This is a genomic window from Psychrobacter sp. 1U1 (assembly GCF_051847535.1).
Lineage (GTDB): Bacteria > Pseudomonadota > Gammaproteobacteria > Pseudomonadales > Moraxellaceae > Psychrobacter > Psychrobacter saeujeotis.
The window spans coordinates 171998-192257 of sequence record NZ_JBPYDD010000007.1; the positions used below are offsets into that span (position 1 = coordinate 171998).

Here is a 20260-nt window from a genome sequence, read left to right on the forward strand (position 1 = left end):
ACTGTGACTTTATAAAACCCTACTATGACTCCATGAGGCCAAACTTGTTAGATCCATCACGTTCATTTTCAAAAAAAGTATCTGATAAAACATCCAATACAAAGCCCGACGAGGCCGATAGTGCAACGCTACGTCCACAGTTTTGGACCCGATTTAATCTAGATGAATTAAATCATAGTGAATGGGAAGCATTGTGTGATGGTTGTGGCAGTTGTTGTTTGATTAAATATATGGACGACGATGATGAGGAAGAACTGGTCGAATATACGGATGTGACCTGTCAGCTCATGGACTGTGCGACAGGCTATTGTAGACATTATGATACGCGCCAAGAGTACGTACCTGATTGTATTCAACTGACGATTGAGAATTTGCCCAATATGATGTGGTTGCCAGCGCACTGCGCGTACAAACGTTTGTATAAAGGTCAAACGCTACCAGACTGGCATCTACTATTAACTCAAGATGCCGTCATAACGCAGCAGCAAATGCGCGCGGTCAATGTCGGGGTAGCAGGGCGCTGCATCTCTGAGATTGGTATCTCTGATGAGGAGATGGAGACGCGAGTGGTTAACTGGGTTACGCCTTAGTTGTCTTGACGCCTTGTTTGTCAAAATCTTTAGCTATCAAAAACATTAATCATTAGAAGCCTTGGCAGCAGACTTGGCTTCTGCGTCGGCTTTGGCTTGCGAGTCTGCCAGCGGCGGTATGGGAATACCTTGGCGAATCTGAGCTGAAAACTCATTACTATTGACCTGAGTGTCTAGATCGGCCTGATTGTCAAAACCTCTAACCTTTGGGTTAATATGGGCATGCTCATACCAGGTATCCATCGACCAAGGCTGGCCACTGTTGTTGGGATTGGCATCTAGCATACCGACATCATATAGATAGTTTGGTAACCAGCCAGATACCCAAATTCGATAATCCCATGGCAGACGTTCGCCGCTAACGATGCGCGCCATATAAAAAATAATATTGGTACAATTACTGGTTAAGGTATTATACCAAGCAGGCTTGGCATTGAGCTCATCGGCTGCAATCAAGTACGACTCAAACAATGATCTGACTTCCGACTGCTGCAAATGGCTAACAGGCAACAAATACACTTGCTCACCGCGCGCATTGCTACGAGTATAAATAATATCGCGCTCTTCAGAGGCAATGAGGCTAAGCTCGTAACGTCTAAAAAAGCCCGCTAGTGCCGAAAACGATTCACCATCTTCTTTACGAATCTCAAAAGAAAAGGCAAGCGGGCGATCATCTTCAAAACGAAAACTGACTAAGGTATGAGCAATGAGAGGTCCCATCCAATAAGAGTTAATGACATCGACTCCGGACAATTTAGACATATCGACTGTACGCGTCTCCCAGTGCGCAGTCGCGTCCTCGTCAGTATGCCAATCAAAATTACGCACATTGGTAAAGGTAATCAAATTAGGATTGGCCGCATCGCGCTTATAGGCGACCCTTTGGCTAACCTCAGGCATCCAGTCGCGGTTTTGTTTGGCTTCAATAGAAAAAAACCACCCAAGACCCAGCAGCCAGACAGCCGCATACAGTCCACCTAGCCAAGTAACGATGGTTCTTTGTTTAAAGGACTGATTAAACGTGTTGTTAATAACTTTACTTGGAAGCCTTGGTTTGGTCTTTACAAGCAGTAGCGATGTAAGCAAACCGATAACTAACGCATACGCCACCCAAGTTATAGGATTATATGCGCCAAGCTGATACCAGATTAACATCAGCAACCATAATGCTGATAACAACAGACCAAGAATGACCAAAAAAGAAACAAGATAGTATCGCCAGTCGTTTGTCTGACGTGCAAGGTTGTGCTTGTCTTTAAAAGCGTCAAGAGGGGTTTTTCGTGATGATCGAAGCCGAGAAAAAAGAGAGCGAAGCGACATAAGTGTGGGCTAGGTAAGTAAAGTCGTTGACGATAGCAAAGTTTATAACACACTGACAATACAATTTGGATAAATTTGTCGTTGAATGTCTGATTGGCTTGCGATAAAGTGAAGCTAATTTAGACTGGTCTATTTATCCTTAATGATCAATGTTACCTATTATTAGTGATATTTGTGACTAACGATACTTGTAATTAATGATACCTAGGCTTGTTTATTTTACTCTTCACGACGCAATCTATTAATATATTAATTATACTAAACTAAAGAGGTTAACTCATATCGCCATGTCTGACGACGCTCCAAGCCCGAGTAGTTGGTCGATGCGCGGCTTAAAACGCTGGCTATCGACCGCCCCTGAAACCCGTGATGAATTGATTCGTTTGGTACAAGACTCCCGTCAGTTCTTAGAGCCAGACACAGTTGATATGCTCGAAGGTGTACTGGACTTGCCAGCCACACAAGTACGTGAAATTATGACACCGCGTCCGCAAGTGATTGGCTTGCACGAAAGCAACAACCTTGCTGATGTGATGGACATTATCCTTGATACCACGCATTCACGCTATCCTGTTTTTGACAGTCAAGACGATGATGCCGTTATTGGTATTTTACTTGCCAAAGATTTGATTCCTATTCTTGTTCATATGGTGCGCGATCAAGAAGATAAAATCGACAGCAAACGTCTAAAAGACTTGGTACGTCAACCTCTCTATATTAGTGAAACTGCGCGCTCTGATACGTTACTGCGCTCATTACAGCGCACTCAAGTACACATGGCGATTGTGGTCGATGAGTTTGGAAATTTTGCAGGCGTAGTCACGATGGAGGACTTGTTAGAAGAAATCGTCGGTGACATCGTCGATGAGCACGATGACTTTGATGAAGACAGTGATATTAATAATATTATCGCCGATCCTGAAAAGCCTAACACTTGGCGAGTACAAGCGTCTACGGTGATTGAAGACTGTAACGATGAGCTGGGCAGCCATTTTGATGATACCGATGTCGATACGATGGGCGGTCTTGTCATGCAAACACTTGGCTATGTGGGTGATCTAGAAGGTGAGAGCGTACAAATAGATGATTGGGAAATCAAAGTAATCGATGCAGAAGGACGCTTTATTCAAAATCTAGAGCTGACCAAGACCACCGACACTCAGCGCCTGTTAATAGGTAGCCATTAGTGTATCGATGATAGTATGATGATGAGATAGACGTTTATTAAGGTAGACGACTATTAGATAGTCAATATAATATCTGATATCTGATAAACGCCATGAGCATTTATATTGAGCTTATATGACAACAGCACGACTTCGGTCGTGTTTTTTGCTTTTTAGCCTATGCTTTTTTTGCTACGCAAATTTACCCATTAATGAATACAGACTGGTATCATGGGCGCATTTAATTTTAAGCATTCTTAATTTTGAGAATTGACAGCCAACCACTGTCAAAAACAGCCGTTGTCGGACAAATAATCTCAGATTTAACGTTTTGAATAATAAGGTTTCGGATAATAGCTATGCGCCTGTCTACTGTTGATTTACAAAAGCGTTTGAACCCCACTAAGCCCAAGCAACTATCGCTTGGGTTGTCTATTTTGATAGCTTGGCTCGCAGGTGCGATATTTATATTTGCACTTGCACCTTATGATATTTGGCCACTAGCGCTAGTGTCACCTGCTATCTTATATGGTCTATTGTTACCAGCGATGACTGGCAAACGTGCGTTTATTATCGGACAAGCATACGGTACGGGGCTTTGGTGCGTCGGCGCATTTTGGCTGTATACCTCCATTCACGTTTATGGAGCGACGCCTGCATGGCTTGCACTCATTATGATTGCGCTTATGGGCCTAGGCATGGGGTTGTTCCATGGCTTTTTAGCGTTGTTGTTTAATCGTGTAGTCGGTAAGCAGCCTTTATCGTTTGCCGCGCTTTGGGTACTACAAGAATGGACGAAAACATGGCTATTTACAGGGTTTCCGTGGTTGTTCGTCGGCTATGCCTTTACTGAACAGTATTGGTTGTCATCACTTGCACCCATCGCTGGGGTATTTGCCATCTCCTTTGTCGCCATCCTATTGGCAGCAAGTATCGTTGAGCTGCTGCGCCGTCGCGGCGGTTATATGGTGGTTGCCATCGCCTTGTTAATCATCAGTACGTCATTGTGGCTGATTAACCCGCAGTGGACAAAGCCTAAAGGCACGCCTGATTTGTCCGTATCATTAATTCAAGGCAATATTCCGCAAGATCTCAAATGGTTGACCGAATATCAAGTAGAAACGCTCAATATTTATGCCAAATTAACCAGCACGGAATGGGGACGCGATCTTATCCTTTGGCCTGAATCATCGATTCCAATGTTTCAGACAGAGGCCGTTGGTTTTATCAGCGAGATGGTAAAGATGGCCAAAGCCACTGATACTACATGGGTGACAGGAATTCCTTATAAGGATGAGGCGGCGTTTGATGCAACTCAAGATAAGTACCCACCATTTTATAATAGTGTCGTTGCGTTAGGTGCGGATGCAGAAGGCTTGTATAAAAAACAGCGTTTAGTGCCGTTTGGTGAGTATATTCCATTTGAGGGGTTATTAGATATACTACCCAATTTGGCAGGTAGCCAAGACATCATGAGCTATAGTCGCGGTAGTGATGAGCAATTACCGTTACAGGTACGCGGACACAATCTAGGCGCGGCGGTTTGTTACGAGGTTGCTTACCCTGATACCACTCGTAAAAACGCCATCAGTACCGACTTTTTATTGACCATCTCAAACGATGCTTGGTTTGGTACGTCGGCAGGTCCATTGCAGCATCTACAAATGGTACAAATGCGGGCGTTAGAAAATGGCCGCTGGTTTATGCGAGCCACCAACACAGGTGTGACTGCTATCATCGATCATAAAGGCCGTATCGTTGAGCGCGCACCGCAGTTTGAGCGCACCGTATTACGAGGTGATGTGCAAGCGCGGGTTGGCAATACACCATTTATGCGTTTTGGTAATTATCCAATTTTATTCATCATTGCGCTATTATTACTGCTGAGCTACCTTGGCAAACGCGCCGCCGCTCGTGCTCGTCTTGGTAAATAAAAAGGACATCGTCAATGGCTTATAAGCAGGTACTAAATAATAATTCCTTCAAATAGTTAAGGGTTTTAACACATTGGTACAAATTGCGATATAATAGGCTAAAATTTCAAATATTTTGCGCAAGGTGGATAAGGTATGTCAGAAGATATCGTCAACAACAATCCAAAAAAAGAGTTTATATATGCTTTGGGCGGCATTGCCTTGTTCTTGGGTATTGTCTTACTTATTGGTGTCTCAGCATTCTTGCGTCCAGCAGGTGAGCACATCACAGCTGAAACGACTGAAGCCTCGGCAGCGGCTGATGAAGCAGAAGCGATCGCTGTTGAAGAGCCAGTAGTGACTGATACTGCTGTTGCTACTGCAGAAGCCGCGTCAGCAGACACTGATACCGATGCAGCAGTAGGTGCTGGCGAGAGTGCGACTGAAGCTGCCGCTGATGCTACGGTTACGCCTGCTGAAGACACAAGCGGTGCAGTGGTTAGCGCTGAAGCTGGTACAGCCACTGCTTCTGGCACAGTGAGCCAAGCTGCGGTTGAAGATACCGAACTCACCGCAGAACAAGCTGACGGTGATCTGGAGGCTGGTACAACTGAAGATACGACTACTGCTCAATAAACTAATGAGACTGTTTGATAAAATGGTTAAATACTATCGTTAGTATTTCATGATAGATAGTTAAGTAGTAGCGTTTTTAAAAAGCACCGAGCTATTATTTTTAATAGCTCGGTGCTTTTTTGTCTCATGTTTTCGTAAGTGACTGTTCAATTAATGAACATTCTTTTCCTTTACATATTTGTAATCTGATGAAACAATAACGCGCATTTATGACTGTCTGTCTTACTAGCGATGGACTTGGTCATCTCTATCGTAGTATCGCAAAGGAATAAACTTATGAGCACGGAAGTAAAATCAGAGGTTAGTGCTACTGAGCTAGAAGCACTAGATAATGGGTTTATGGGCCATCCCAAACCGCTGCGCCCTTTATTCTTTACTGAGATGTGGGAGCGGTTCTCTTACTATAGTATCCGTCCGCTGTTGGTATTATTTATGGTGGCGACGGTGGGAAGCGGTGGCTTTGGTTTCGATGAAGTTACCGCTTCTGCTATCTATGGTATTTTTGCAGGCTCTTTGTACTTGGCAGCGGTACCAGGTGGCTGGCTTGCTGATAACTGGCTTGGTCAAGAGCGTGCATTATGGTGGGGCAGTATTATTATCGCGCTTGGCCATTTATGTATCGCGCTCTCCGCAATGTTCGGTATGACATTATTCTTCGTTGGTCTCATCTGTATCGTGTTGGGGTCGGGGTTATTTAAAACCTGTATTTCGGTGATGGTTGGGGCGTTATACTCTAAGGGTGATGTGCGCCGTGACAGTGGCTTTACTCTATTTTATATGGGTATCAATATCGGCGCTTTATTAGCTGCCCTTATCGTTGGGGTATTTAAAGAGCAAGGCATGTGGCATGTCGGCTTTGGGGTTGGTGGACTGGGTATGTTGGTCTCGCTACTCATCTATCGTTTTTCTGCTCAAAAGACATTGACACGCTATGCACAAGCAAAAGGCATCGCTGCTGAGTGGGAGCGCTCAAATGACCGTTTTAACAACATCGGTCGCTGGGTCATAGGATTTGTGGCTTTACTGGTCGCAGTCGTTGTGCTGGTCGCGTCTGGTATAATGCCGTTTGAGCCGCAAATGGTGGCAGAGTATATGACCTATATCATCGCAAGTGTGGTGATACTGTATTTTGCGATTATGTTTATTTCACCAAGGCTGGATAAAACCGATAAGCTGCGTTTGCTGATTTGCTTCATTTTGATTATCGGCTCAACGCTGTTTTGGTCAAGTTTTGAGCAGCAGCCAACATCATTTAATCTATTTGCTGATCGCTATACTGATCTAAACGTTTTGGGTTTTGAGATACCAAGCATTTGGTTCCAGTCACTTAACCCTTTATTTATTCTTCTTTTAGCACCCATCATTAGTATTGTTTGGGTCAAGCTTGGTAACCGAGGTCTTGAGCCAAGTAGTATGGTGAAGTTTGCCCTTGGGATGTTACTCGCTGCGGCAGGCTTTGGTCTGATGATTATCGCCTCAAAAAGTATTTTGACCAATGATACGGGCCTAGCATCGCCTTTATGGCTAGTTGGTAGCTTGCTGCTCTTGACACTTGGCGAGTTGGCACTTAGTCCTGTAGGTCTGTCGTCAATGACGAAACTTGCACCAAAGGGCATGCAAGGACAGATGATGGGGCTTTTCTTTGCATCTTTAGCGATGGGTAATTTGGTTGCGGCATTCTTCGGTGGCAATGTGTCAGCTGATAAAATTGAAGGTCTACCAACATTATTTACCACAATGACCGTCTTTTTGGTGGTGACGGCTGCCATCTTGTTAATATTAGCAAAGCCTATCAATAATATGCTCAAAAAGAGCGAGCATGCTGATAAGGCTGTCCAATAAATAGCGCTTTAACGTTACTTTTGTACAGGCTATACGCTCAATAAAAGACAAATTTAAGACGTGTTACCAGTTGTGGGAACGCGTCTTATTGGTTTACTTGTTAAGATATTTGTCTAAGCTATTGAAAGCCTGCGCTGTGCCCAAACATCTAATGATGTTCTACTAAAATACTATACTACTCTTTGTAGCAGTTAGCCTCGTTTATTTGAATTTTTATGAAAACTTAGTGCTAGATATAAATGATCTAAATACTGATCGTTTACTTAATGCTCAAGATTTACCCGCTCGAATAAGACGACTAACCATAGTCGCCTCACGATAAAACCTCTCTAAAATCAATAAGGAAACATTCGATGAATAAACAAGCCATACATGATCGTATCGATAGCTTACGTAAAACTTTAGTCGCACAAGACCTTACCGCCATTATTGTACCGTCAGCCGATCCGCATTTATCTGAGTATTTACCGGAATATTGGCAAGCGCGGTTATGGTTGTCAGGGTTTACAGGCTCAGTTGGTACACTCGTTGTCACGGCCGATTTTGCAGGTCTATGGACTGATAGTCGCTATTGGGTACACGCCGCTGACCAGCTAGAAGGTACTGGTATTAGCTTAGAAAAGCTTGCTCCTGGTCAGCCAAACCATATCGACTGGTTAGCTACGCATTTGGCAGAGGGTGATAGCGTGGCCGTGGATGGCAATGTGCTGTCTATCGCTGAGCAAGATAAGCTATTAAATGCATTCGATGCTAACGACATTACCTTAATCACCGAGCGTGATGTGTTGACAGAGATATGGACAGATCGTCCAGCGCTACCATCAGCAGATTTATATCAGCATAATGCGCAGTTCGTTGCACAGTCCGCTAGCTCAAAACTTGCTGCAGTGCGTGAAGGTATGGCTGAGGCAGGCGCGACGCATCATTTGCTATCAAGCCTAGATGATATAGCTTGGCTCACCAATTTGCGCGGCGCTGACGTCGATTATAACCCCGTATTTTTATCACATATGCTCATCAGTGACGATAAGGCGACGCTATTCGTTGATAATAACAAAGTCAGCAGCGATATTGAAAAATCCCTAAAAGATAGTGGTATCATGTTAGCTGATTATGATGCCGTACAAGGCGCATTGAGCGAGATGACACCAGAAGACCTACTGTTATTAGATCCAAGCAAAGTTGCTGTGGGTACGCTATCAAAAATGGCGGATGATGTGGGCTTTATCGAGCAAATGGCACCAAGTACATTACTCAAATCTGTTAAGTCTGATGCTGATATTGAGCATGTACGTGAGGCAATGCGTCAAGATGGCGCAGCATTGAGTGAGTTTTTTGCTGCTTTTGAGCAGCGTCTAGCAGACGGTGAACGTTTAAGTGAGCTGGACGTGGATAGCATGCTGATTGAGGTACGTAGTCAGCAGCCGCATTATGTCTCGCCAAGCTTTCCAACGATTGCAGGCTTCAATGAAAATGGTGCATTGCCGCATTACCGTGCGACGCCAGAGAAGTTTAGCTACCTTGATGTAAGTGAGGGCGAGGGCGGCTTACTACTGATTGATTCGGGCGCTCAGTACCAAAACGGCACTACTGATATCACTCGTGTGGTCGGCATTGGTACAGTCATCAATGAGCACAAACGCGACTTTACTACGGTGCTCAAAGCCCATATTGCTTTGGCGCGTGCAAGCTTCCCTGATGGTATTGCCTCGCCACTCATTGATGCAATCTGCCGTGCACCATTATGGCAGGCACAAATGGACTACGGTCATGGTACCGGTCACGGCGTTGGTTACTTCTTAAACGTTCACGAAGGCCCGCAAGTCATCGCTTATAGTGCCAGTACGCCAAAAGAGCGTGCGATGAAAGAGGGGATGATTTCTAGTAATGAGCCAGGATTATACCGTGAAGGTAAGTGGGGCATTCGTATTGAAAACTTAGTAGTCAATATGCCGGTGGCAAATGCTACTGAGACTGAGTTTGGTGAATTTTTAAACTTTGAAACCATTACCTATTGCCCGATTGATACCCGTTTGCTCGATACAACTTTGCTCAACCAAGTAGAGGTCGATTGGCTCAATGATTATCACAGCCAAGTCTATGCTGAGCTAAAGGATCGTGTTGAAGGTGCAGCACTTGAATGGCTGACCGAACGTACACAAGCTATTTAAAATAAAGACTGGTTAATGCTTGATTGAAATACAAAAAGCCCCGTAAAAATATTTACGGGGCTTTTTTAATGGAGCTCTTTAACGGATATCTAAAAGCTGTCGATAAATCAGTTAATAGACTAGTGTTTTTTAGCCATATTTTCTTGAACAATATCTTCAACCGCTTGGTTTTTTTCTGTGATTCCGGCAAGCTGCTGACCCACTTCCGCTCGTAACCATGATTTTAAGTCCTCAGATATTTGCATCATTTGCTCACTCAGATAGTCATCTACATGCATCTCTAGCTCTTGAATTAAGCTCTCGTGGGCAGCAGTCAGTTCTGGGTTTTTAAAAGACAAATCAATTGCTGCGCCTTTTTGAGGTTTTACGATAGTGTTTTCAGTCTGACTGACCGTATAAGAGTGATCATTGACACCGTTTTTTTCGTTGTTGGTAGGACTGTGTGCATCGCTCGTAGTTTGCTTGTCGTTCGTAGCGGCTTCGGTATCGCTCTTCTCTTGCTCAGCACCGCTTTGTTCATCCGCTTCTTTCTGAGCTTGTTCTGCTTGTTGTTTTTCTTTTTTAGCTTCTTCTTGTTCAATTTTTGCAACATCACGTGCTTTTTCTTCTTCAAGCTTTTTTTCTTCAGCTAAGCGTTGTTGTTCCGCAGCGGCACGTTGTTCTGCTTGCTTATCAGCAAGCGCTTTTGCAGCCGCTTGCTCAGCTTTATGCGCACTATATAGCTCATCAAGGTGTGCATCTAAGTCTGGCAAACTAAAGGTAAAGCTTTCGTAGGGGGTGTCTGTTTGCAGCAGAGTCGTGATATCCGTTAACTCTTGGACGATGGCGGCCCGTATCTGCTCTGGCGCGCGCGTCCAACGCTGATAGAATTGATGCGAAAACGAATAGCTTGACATAGACTCTTCCATAAATTTTCTAAAAATTACCCCTTATCATACGCAACTATGATAAGGGGTTGCAAGCGGACAAACGTAGCAAAACTGCTACCGACGTTACATCAATGGCCCTATTCGCTTTTATGGATATTATAGGATGCATCTAAGACCCAATAACTGTAACAACTACGTTAATTATGACCAACGTGCAAAAATCACTGAGCCATTGGTACCGCCAAAGCCAAAGCTATTGGATACTGCATAATTGAGATTATCAACCTTACGTGATTGATTGGCCACGTAGTCTAGATTACAGTTATCCTCGACATTATCTAAATTAATCGTTGGCGGTACGTGCTGATTTTGCAAAGCCAATATCGTAAAGATAGCTTCAACACCACCAGCTGCGCCCAGTAAGTGTCCAGTCATAGATTTGGTGGAGCTAACCAAGATGCTGTCTTTAACGGATGCAAAAACAGTTTCAATAGCGATCGATTCAGCGACGTCACCAGCAGGGGTACTAGTACCATGAGCATTGACATAACCGACGCTTGACGGTTCGATACCAGCATCATCAAGGGCACTTTGCATGGCGCGAGCAGCACCATTACCATCTTCAGGAGGTGCCGTAATGTGGCTGGCATCGTCACTCATACCGAAGCCGACGACTTCAGCAAGGATAGTTGCACCGCGTTCTTTAGCATGGGCAAGGCTTTCAAGTACCAATACGCCTGCGCCATCACCCATCACAAAACCATCACGATCTTTATCGAATGGGCGTGATGCTTTGGTAGGCTCATCATTACGGGTAGAGAGCGCATGCATCGCCGCAAAACCTGCCATACCTAATGGGCTTGAACCCCTTTCGCTACCGCCAGCAATCATGACATCAGCATCGCCGTAAGCGATTAGACGTGCAGCCAAACCGATAGCGTGCGTCCCTGTCGTACACGCAGTTGCAGTAGCAAGATTGGGGCCTTTAAGTTTGTGTTTGATAGCTACCAGTCCAGCTGCCATATTGGCAATAGAACCCGGTACGATAAATGGTGATACTTTTTTAGCGCCTTTTTCAGTTAGCATAGCGCAGCTGTCTTCAATAGTCTGAATACCACCGATACCAGAGCCTAATATGACACCGAAACGCTCCTGATCGACATTTTGTACTGGCGTATCATTAGCGCTAACTTCTTCAATAAAGCCAGCCTCTTTTAATGCCATTGCAGTAGCCGCGACACCATAGTGCATGAATGCATCATAACGGCGTGCATCTTTAGGGCTCATATATGGCGTAGTATCAAAGTCTTTGATCACACCTGCGATTTGGGCACGGTAATCAGTCGCATCAAAGTGTGAAATGGTTGAAATACCACTTTCGCCATTGAGCAACCGTGTCCATGTGCTCTCAACATCCACACCTAGCGGGGTAACAGCCCCCATACCAGTAACGACGACACGCATCTCATCAGGACGTTCATGATGAGGAGGCTTACGACGCCGTTTTGATTCAGCGTTGGTATGTTGCGGTATCGGTGAACTGCTGTTTTGGCTCATGTGATATATCCTGTACTTGCGATCCTAAAAGGGTGAGACTACTTGTTTTATTGTAAATATTCTAAAATTACGCAATATTATTTATAGCGTTATCCCGCTACTTTAGCAACTATTATAAAGCACATAAGTGCACGTCTGTAAACTTAATAATTCATAGAATGATGACGCAAGAGTAAGATAAAACAAAAAGTTAGCACAATATTGTTGAATTACTAGTCATTGCGCGTTTAAATCTTCTTTAAATCTAACAACTTATTTACTTATTAGGCAAAACATACTTGCCCTAATACCACGCTTTTACTTGCGCCTGTTACTGCTGGCAAGTTACCTGTTTCACCCATCAAAGTTTGGCGTGCCAGCCAAGCGAAGGCCACAGACTCTACCCAAGTTGGCTCAAGTCCTAGACTTGCCGTAGTCTCTACTGTGCAATGGGGCAGATGCGCTTGCAAGCGGGTCATTAAGTAATTATTCAATGCACCGCCCCCGCAGACATATACCGAACCATCTACATGTGCATTAATAAACATGTTAATTTGCATGCTAGCACTGATAGCCGTAAGCTCCGTCAAGGTCGCTTGTACATCTGCTGATGAGTAGCGAGTAGAGGCAGAAATCTGATCAAAGTGTTGTAGCTCGCTTTGTAGCCACGCTAGGTTAAAGTCCTCACGCCCTGTACTTTTGGGATAAGGTTTCGCAAAAAACGGGTACTCTAATAATTGATTGAGTAGCGGTTCAATGACCTGTCCAGACTGCGCCCATGCGCCGCCCGCGTCATAGCTGTGATCGGTATGTAGCGCGGTCCACGCATCAAGTAATAAATTGGCAGGGCCAGTATCATAACCAACAACAGGGCTATCATTGGCTGGCAAGACGGTTATATTGGCAATACCGCCCAAATTTAATAACACGCGTGTGCTATCAGGTGCGGCAAACAATGCTTGATGAAAAGCAGGAACCAAAGGCGCGCCTTGTCCACCGACTGCCATATCACGGCGACGAAAGTCGCTGACCACGCTAATGCCAGTGCGCTCAGCGATGACATTGGCATCGAGTAGTTGTAAGCTAAAGCCCAATTGCGGACGATGACGTACCGTCTGCCCATGACAACCAATTGCCAGCACCGACTCACCATCAGTATTTGACTGCTTCAATAATGTATTAACCACGTCGCTTGCAAATTCAGCATATTCTTTACTTACCCAGCCAAACCAGTCCAATTCGCTGTTTGGTTCATCAGCGGTTGACGTTAACTCTTGGATACCATTAGGTTGGCACAACGCTAAGAGCACCTCACGCAGTCGCGGCGGAAAATCTTGATTATAAGTTGCCAACAGTTGCATCGGTGGTTGAGTATTGCCTGCATTATTAAACTGACAAAGCACTGCATCCATACCGTCCAAGCTAGTGCCTGACATCATACCGATATATAGACCGTCGTCAAAGCTTTCAAACACTGTTTGCTCCAGCGCCTCAGTCAGTGCAGCGTAGTTTGTATCGTCGTCACTACCTACTGAATCAGATGAGTCAGCTAAAAATTCGGTGTTTTCAGGGTCATTCGTGGTCTGAGTAGGGTTGGTCATGGCAATTTACCTTAAAAAACGCTAGTATATCCCTCAAATTCTAACATCTTTTACAGGCTACGAAGTCCTAAATAGCCCAAACGCGTTACCCTTTTAATAAAGACAATAAAGAGAGCATCATGACAGACCATTCATACACCCTAGAAGAACAAATTGCCCTTGTGCAACGCGGTACGCAAGAAATTTTATCAGAAGAGGATTTGGTTGCAAAACTCAAATTAGGCCGTCCGCTACGCATCAAAGCAGGCTTTGATCCTACCGCACCTGACTTGCATTTGGGTCATACGGTATTGATTAATAAGCTTAAGCATTTTCAAGATTTGGGTCATGAGATTTACTTTTTGATCGGTGATTATACGGCCAAAATTGGCGATCCTTCTGGTAAGAACAGCACGCGCCCGCCATTGACTGACGAGCAAATCAAAGCCAATGCTCAGACCTATGCCGAGCAAGTCTTTAAAATCTTGGATAAAGAAAAAACCAAGATTGTTTTTAACTCTGAATGGTTTAATGATATGTCAGCAGGAGATATGATTCAGCTGTCAAGCCAGCTTACCGTCTCGCGTATGCTTGAGCGTGATGATTTCTCTAAACGCTATGCCGCCCAAACGCCAATTGCTATTCATGAGTTTTTATACCCATTGGTACAAGGCTATGATTCTATCGCGCTTAAGGCTGACATTGAGCTTGGCGGTACTGATCAGACCTTTAATATCCTCATGGGGCGTACTTTGCAAGGTCGTTATGGACAAGAGCCTCAAGTTTGTATCACCGTGCCAATCTTAGAAGGGTTAGACGGCGTTAATAAAATGTCTAAATCCTTGAACAATTACGTCGGTATTTATGATGCACCGGGCACCATGTACCAAAAACTGCTATCTATGCCAGACACTTTAATTCGTCGCTACTTTGAGTTTTTAAGCTTTAAGCCGATGGAAGAAGTCGAAGCATTGATGGCAGAGATGGAAAACGGTCGCAATCCACAAGAAATCAAACGTATCCTCGCCGAAGAGTTGATTGAACGTTTTCATGATGCTGATGCGGCGGCTAATGCACACAAATCTGCAGGCAACGTTTTAGCTGATGGCGAATTACCAGTCGACCTGCCAGAAATTATGCTAGATCTAGAAGGGCAAGATGCGCTATTTATCACCCAAGTCTTAAACCAAGCAGCACTTGCCAAAAACAATTCTGCAGCTAAAGATATGGTAAAACGTGGCGCGGTAAAAGTAGATGGTGACGTAGTCGATGCTAGCTTTAGCTTAACATCAGGTCAGACGGCTGTTATTCAAGCAGGCAAAAAGGCCTATGCAAAAGTAACGGTAGAATAATAGGGCTTTTAATATCAAGAGCATAAATAAGGTCGACATTGATTGTCGGCCTTATCTATTTCTATTATTTGAACATAACGAGACAGTATTTAGCTCATACATTTATAGGGAAGGCTAGGAGTTACTTATGAACCAATCTATTCCACAAGGCATCTACCGCCATTATAAAGGCAGTCTTTACCAAGTGTTGCATACCGCGCAGCATTCCGAAACGGAAGAAAGGCTAGTGGTTTATCGCTGTCTATATGGTGAGTATGGCGTATGGGTACGACCACTTTCGATGTTTAGCGAGACAGTCACACGTGATGGTAAAGAAGTGCCTAGATTTGAATTGATTAAAGCGCTCACTGATTAGTTTGAAGCTGATTAGTTGGAAATGCAAAGCCCGACTAGAAACTTAAGGTACGCTGTCGTAGGCTGGGTTTTTAACCCAGCTTTTTACCATATCACCTAGCGCTCATTTCCCACAAACTCTTTTAGCACTTTATAAAAGGCAATCGGCTCATCCATCGGCACCGCATGACCAGAGCGCGGCAAAACAATCTCAGTTGCATTAGGGAGCATACGGGTCACTTCTTGCTGCCACTTAGGATCATAGAGCGTTGAGCGATCTCCAACTAAGTTTACCACTGGAATGGTGATTTTTTCTATGACGGCTCGAAAATCGTACTCTAACTTTAAATACGCTTGTAAGCAGCGCATTTTATGTTGCCAGGTATTATGATTATAAAACACCAGCTTATGATCATTTTGATGCGTTAAAAGCTGGACGAGGGCTTTTGAGCGTGAACGATTTACTGATAGTAAAGAAAATAGCCGCTCAATATCTGTGACCTGGCGTTTAATCGTAAATGGTAGGTGCGTAAAACTGTCAACATTAGCATAAGGCAGTGTCATATCTACCACTTCATGAAATATATCAAACACTTCCTGCTGCCGCTCACTAAATAAGCCGCCTTGCCAATCAGCCTGATTATGAATCGCAGGACTTTGGTCGATGTTCATATAACGGCTGACCCGTGACATACCAAAACGCTCAAAATACCCCCACATTACTTGCGCACCCATAGAGATAGCAGCAACTGGTAAAGATTCTATTTTAAGGTCGTGACAAATTTGCTCAATCACGGTGTTGATATCGTCAGCATACTGGCGTACAAAATCAAATTGCGTCAAATGAATAGACTTCGCTTCTCCAAAGCCTCTAAAATGCGGAAGATAAAACCTGTATTTGTCAGTAAGCGGCAATATAAAAGGTAAAAACTCGCGCGCATCCATGCCATACGCATGGAGCAAAATGACAGGTCTGCCTTTGCCAATCACAGAGACAGGAATGATTGTATCGTCAGTCTTGATGATGCTCAAAGTCTGTAATTGGTATTGTGACGGTATTTTTAGCCAGTCTTTTATCATGGGCGGCAGCTTCTTGTTTTCATTTCATTTATGGAGGTTCATTTTATAATTTTAATATTAAAATGCTCAGCACAAAACATTTTTATATTAGTAAGGCGTGTTATAGTAAAAAAAGCATATTTAACAATAATATAAGTATAAAAATATCTATCAGAGCCATGTCGTCAAAATAATAATTCAATGTAAGAAGGAAATAAAAATTTATGAGTAGAGCGACATTATCCAGTCTTGATAGTAGCCTTTATCCTCAGGTCTGGAGCCAGCTGACTTTTACGGATCCACATGGTTTATTAATGGCGCTTTTGACGGGTGATCTGGCGTTAGAACCCAACGACTTTACCAAACGATTACTGGCAAATGATACGTATCAAGATTGGATTAATGCTACCGTATTTGGGCGCTATATTCAGCGTAGTTTTGAAGCATTTTATCGTCAAACTGAAGACAGCTTTAATATGGATATGCCAGCGCTGTTTCGCGCTGAGCTGTTACGTCATGCGCAGTATCTACCGTTAGAACAAGTATTATTTATCGCAGGTACTATGCCAAAAAGCGCACGACTCGATAAGTTATTTACCACCACTGTTAATCCTGCTACCGCCGTCTTGGGTGCTCAAAAAGCCAAGCAGAATGCGCTAAAATTAGGACAACAAGACAGTCAAACCTTGATCATAAATCAGATAAAGGTCATTGGTAAGCAAGTGGTCGGGTTTCCAATACGTCATAATAAGCGTACCAGTGAGCGCACCCGCAATGAAGTACTTATCCTGGATTTTAATGATTTGCGTTTGGTTGATGAGCAAGTTTTAGATAATGAGACGCCAACTACTACGGCGATGCTAAATGACACCGCCGTAGTACTGCGTTATTATGAATTGCGTTGATGGTTTATATATAAAACTTTATAGACTAAGAGTTTTGCTTAGCTATCGTTAAACCATTAAAAGTTTGCGCGACTGGCATGACTTCTAAACGGTTGATATTAATGTGCGCAGGCGACTCAATCAGCCATAGTAAAATATCGCCAATATCTTCACCCGTCATGGTTGTAAAGCCGTCATAGACCTTGGCCGCTTTATCGTCATCGCCATGATAGCGGACGTTTGAAAACTCCGTACCTGCTACATTGCCTGGTTCAAGATTGGTTACGCGTACTTGGGTGCCAATCAGATCCGCGCGTAAGTTTAAGCTGAACTGTTTTACAAATGCTTTGGTCGCGCCGTAGACGTTCCCACCAAGGTAAGGCCAGCTACCAGCGATAGAGCCGACGTTGATAATATAGCCACTATCGCGTGCGACCATCGCTGGCAACACCGCATGGGTCAGAGCTATTAATCCTTTAACATTGGTATCGACCATTCTCATCCAATCATCAAGATTGGCACTTTGGGCAGGCTCTGTACCAAGTGCTAGACCTGCATTATTGACCAAGACATCTAGCTGATTAAAGCCATCGGGCAAATCCGCAATAATTTTTGGAATAGAGGCCGTATCATCGACATCCATGACGACCGGTAAAAATAAATCGCCTAACGTTTCAGCCATTGCAGTGAGTTTATCAAGTCGTCTGGCACAGCCAATTACGTGATGACCTTCGGCAACCAAACGCTCAGCCAGCGCTTTACCAAAACCAGCACTTGCGCCTGTAATCAATACGTTCATTTTATATCCTTATCATTGCTGTCGTAAGCTGTAGTCACGATTCTTATAACGACTACTTTTTGGATTATTTGTTAAATAACTGCTTACCAAAGATTTTATCGCCTGCATCACCAAGACCCGGGATGATATAACCGTGTTCATCCAAATGACTATCCAATGCAGCCGTATAGATAGTCACGTCAGGATGAGCTTCATTCACCAAACGTACGCCTTCAGGTGCCGCAACCAACACCAGAGCCTTGATACTCTTACAGCCATTTCTTTTTAACATATCAATAGTAGCAACCATCGAACCGCCAGTGGCAAGCATGGGATCAACGATAAGCGCTGGGCGTTTGTCCATATGGCTGACGAACTTTTCAAAAAATGGCACTGGTTGTAAGGTCTCTTCATCGCGCTGTAAACCTACGACAGAGATTTTTGCAGTAGGGATTAAGTCAAGTACGCCATCAAGCATGCCAATACCAGCACGTAATATAGGAACGATGGTTGCCGTTTTGCCGATGATTTGCTCACCCTCTATCTCACCGCACCAACCCTGCATAGGAAAAGTTTCAATTTCAAAATCGCGACTTGCCTCATAAGCCATTAAACGAGCAAGCTCTTTGGTCAATGTACGAAATTTATAAGTACTACAGTCTTTTTCACGCATTAGGCTGAGTTTATGACGGACTAACGGATGATCAATTACAGTAATTTTTAAGTCACTCATAAATACTCTCTTGGTTGTAGGCTGATGCACACGCAGTTACTGCGATTGCTATTAGTATAAAAGATACAAACACTTACCGCACTTAACGCTATACCAAGCGTAGAAATAGTAAGATTGAGGCTTAAATAACCAGTTTTAAGCCAAACCTATTCGGCTATATAGCGCTATGACAAGTGAAGTCGTGTTTAGGCCTGTTATGATAGCAAAAAAACCACTTTTCCGATGAAGAATCTTATGACCAAACAACCATCTGGTATCCAAAACCAGTCAAATCCTAGCCCAATATCGACAAAATCAATAGCAACACCGATAGAAACCCACCCTTTCGAGCCTGTCTTGCCACCCAATGCTACGGTCATGATGATGGGGACATTTCCGCCTACCGCTGACAAATGGGCTATGCGCTTTCATTATCCTAACTTCTATAATGATATGTGGCGCATTTATGGTGGCGTATTTTTTGACGATGTAAACTATTTTAGAGTAGGGGATGAAAAGCGTTTTGATCCTGAGCGTATTCGCAACTTTTTGTTTGAACGTGGCATTGCTTCGTGCCCAACGGTCAAGCAAGCGATTCGAGAAACGGGTAATGCTTCTGACAAAAATTTAACCGTCGTCACTCCCGTTAATTTAGATGACATTTTGCCAAGAGTTCCCAAAGTGCAGGCGCTGTTTACAACAGGCGGCAAAGCCACAGAAGTTTTAATTGATTTACTGGATAGCTCATTACCAAAGTCGAAACATCCAAAGACCAATCAAAGTATGGCTTACCCTTATAAGGGGCAAAGCGAAAATTCTGATCTAACAGCGACTACAGTGGATGACTTAACCTTATATCGACTACCTTCTACTTCACGCGCTTATCCATTAGCATTAGATAAAAAAATTGCTGCCTATAAAGCGTTTTTTGAAAAGGTAGGTAAAGTATAAAGTGCTCTATTACGAAGGTTGTAAGAAGAATATCCTTTGATAAAATCGTATATAAAGTAGAATAAAAATATTTTTATTGCTAACTTATTGATAAGAATAAGATATTGGTTGTATTATCGAATAATAATAAAAACAATATATAATCTTCTTGACCCCCTATCAAAAGCGCGTATAATGCCACCCAGTCGAAAGGGAAGGATGATTGGAGAGTGGTTTACCACTGAACACATCAATCCTTAGTTTGGAGTATTTATTTAGCTAAATAAAGTCTTTCAAACTAAATAAAATAAACCCTTGACACTGACAAAAAAGGGTCTATAATACGCCCCTCATTAGCACAAACTGGCCGTAACGGATAGAATATTTACCCATTACCAACCCAGCTAACTAATTGAAACAAAACGAAATAAAAGCTTGACAAACATAATTAACATGATATGATAGTCAGCTCGCTAATAACGATAAGCACATTGCTTGGTTATTAGTAGAACAACGCTTCAACTGGACGACAGTGAAGGGACATTATTTAAAAGCAAAACTAAAGAACAACTTGTGTGGATTTTTGCTG

The 20260-nt window shown here is 43.5% G+C and carries 17 protein-coding genes; 10 read left to right on the forward strand and 7 right to left on the reverse strand.

The window, feature by feature from the left end:
* Positions 1–32 precede the first annotated feature (32 nt).
* The gene (locus tag ACS8FB_RS11740; protein ID WP_439263146.1) at positions 33–590 is read left to right on the forward strand and encodes a YcgN family cysteine cluster protein; all 558 of its coding nucleotides are present in this window, start codon (positions 33–35) and stop codon (positions 588–590) included.
* 45 nt (positions 591–635) lie between these two features.
* Here the strand turns inward: ACS8FB_RS11740 and ACS8FB_RS11745 are convergent, their stop codons facing one another.
* Positions 636–1910, reverse strand: coding sequence for an Lnb N-terminal periplasmic domain-containing protein (locus tag ACS8FB_RS11745; protein WP_439263148.1), 1275 nt, complete (start codon positions 1908–1910; stop codon positions 636–638).
* A gap of 287 nt (positions 1911–2197) precedes the next feature.
* Here ACS8FB_RS11745 and ACS8FB_RS11750 point away from each other — a divergent pair, with 287 nt between their 5' ends.
* The 5 genes from ACS8FB_RS11750 (at position 2198) to ACS8FB_RS11770 (ending at position 9638) form a co-directional block, all read left to right on the forward strand.
* Positions 2198–3097 carry a CBS domain-containing protein gene (locus ACS8FB_RS11750; RefSeq protein ID WP_439263149.1) on the forward strand — a complete coding sequence of 300 codons (900 nt, stop codon included), beginning with the start codon at positions 2198–2200 and terminating at the stop codon, positions 3095–3097.
* A gap of 338 nt (positions 3098–3435) precedes the next feature.
* The gene (gene lnt / locus ACS8FB_RS11755) at positions 3436–5010 is read left to right on the forward strand and encodes an apolipoprotein N-acyltransferase (RefSeq protein ID WP_439263151.1); all 1575 of its coding nucleotides are present in this window, start codon (positions 3436–3438) and stop codon (positions 5008–5010) included.
* Positions 5011–5145: 135 nt separating this feature from the next.
* Positions 5146–5625 carry a hypothetical protein gene (locus tag ACS8FB_RS11760; RefSeq protein WP_439263153.1) on the forward strand — a complete coding sequence of 160 codons (480 nt, stop codon included), beginning with the start codon at positions 5146–5148 and terminating at the stop codon, positions 5623–5625.
* A gap of 276 nt (positions 5626–5901) precedes the next feature.
* Positions 5902–7467 (forward strand): peptide MFS transporter, encoded by a 1566-nt coding sequence (locus ACS8FB_RS11765; RefSeq protein ID WP_439263155.1) that lies wholly within the window; start codon positions 5902–5904, stop codon positions 7465–7467.
* 353 nt (positions 7468–7820) lie between these two features.
* Positions 7821–9638: an aminopeptidase P family protein gene (locus ACS8FB_RS11770; RefSeq protein ID WP_439263156.1), complete on the forward strand. Its 1818-nt coding sequence runs from the start codon at positions 7821–7823 to the stop codon at positions 9636–9638.
* A gap of 119 nt (positions 9639–9757) precedes the next feature.
* Here the strand turns inward: ACS8FB_RS11770 and ACS8FB_RS11775 are convergent, their stop codons facing one another.
* The 3 genes from ACS8FB_RS11775 to ACS8FB_RS11785 all read right to left on the reverse strand — a co-directional run bounded on the left by ACS8FB_RS11775 (position 9758) and on the right by ACS8FB_RS11785 (position 13644).
* Complete coding sequence (locus ACS8FB_RS11775; protein ID WP_439263157.1) at positions 9758–10534, reverse strand: hypothetical protein; 777 nt, start codon at positions 10532–10534, stop codon at positions 9758–9760.
* Between the two features lie 174 nt (positions 10535–10708).
* A complete protein-coding gene (gene fabF, locus ACS8FB_RS11780) occupies positions 10709–12064 on the reverse strand; it encodes a beta-ketoacyl-ACP synthase II (RefSeq protein ID WP_439263159.1) in 1356 nt (451 codons plus the stop codon).
* 263 nt (positions 12065–12327) lie between these two features.
* Positions 12328–13644, reverse strand: a complete 1317-nt coding sequence (locus tag ACS8FB_RS11785; protein ID WP_439263161.1) for an anhydro-N-acetylmuramic acid kinase — start codon at positions 13642–13644, stop codon at positions 12328–12330.
* Positions 13645–13763: 119 nt separating this feature from the next.
* Here ACS8FB_RS11785 and tyrS point away from each other — a divergent pair, with 119 nt between their 5' ends.
* Positions 13764–14975 carry a tyrosine--tRNA ligase gene (tyrS, locus tag ACS8FB_RS11790; protein ID WP_439263162.1) on the forward strand — a complete coding sequence of 404 codons (1212 nt, stop codon included), beginning with the start codon at positions 13764–13766 and terminating at the stop codon, positions 14973–14975.
* A 127-nt stretch (positions 14976–15102) separates the two neighbouring features.
* On the forward strand, positions 15103–15330 hold the full coding sequence (locus tag ACS8FB_RS11795; RefSeq protein ID WP_439263164.1) for a DUF1653 domain-containing protein: 228 nt from the start codon (positions 15103–15105) through the stop codon (positions 15328–15330).
* Positions 15331–15425: 95 nt separating this feature from the next.
* Here ACS8FB_RS11795 and ACS8FB_RS11800 read toward each other — a convergent pair whose 3' ends face one another.
* Positions 15426–16388, reverse strand: a complete 963-nt coding sequence (locus ACS8FB_RS11800; RefSeq protein WP_439263166.1) for an alpha/beta fold hydrolase — start codon at positions 16386–16388, stop codon at positions 15426–15428.
* A 203-nt stretch (positions 16389–16591) separates the two neighbouring features.
* Here ACS8FB_RS11800 and ACS8FB_RS11805 point away from each other — a divergent pair, with 203 nt between their 5' ends.
* The gene (locus ACS8FB_RS11805; RefSeq protein ID WP_439263168.1) at positions 16592–17272 is read left to right on the forward strand and encodes a hypothetical protein; all 681 of its coding nucleotides are present in this window, start codon (positions 16592–16594) and stop codon (positions 17270–17272) included.
* 25 nt (positions 17273–17297) lie between these two features.
* On the opposite strand, the gene ACS8FB_RS11810 is transcribed toward ACS8FB_RS11805, so the two are convergent.
* Together ACS8FB_RS11810 and upp are read right to left on the reverse strand one after the other, a co-directional pair.
* Positions 17298–18050, reverse strand: a complete 753-nt coding sequence (locus ACS8FB_RS11810) for an SDR family NAD(P)-dependent oxidoreductase (protein ID WP_439263170.1) — start codon at positions 18048–18050, stop codon at positions 17298–17300.
* Positions 18051–18114: 64 nt separating this feature from the next.
* Entirely contained in the window at positions 18115–18762 is a 648-nt protein-coding gene (gene upp, locus ACS8FB_RS11815; protein ID WP_299220918.1) for a uracil phosphoribosyltransferase, read from the reverse strand.
* Between the two features lie 357 nt (positions 18763–19119).
* Between upp and ACS8FB_RS11820 the strand changes: the two genes are divergently transcribed.
* Positions 19120–19692: a DNA glycosylase gene (locus tag ACS8FB_RS11820; protein ID WP_439263186.1), complete on the forward strand. Its 573-nt coding sequence runs from the start codon at positions 19120–19122 to the stop codon at positions 19690–19692.
* Positions 19693–20260: the final 568 nt, after the last annotated feature.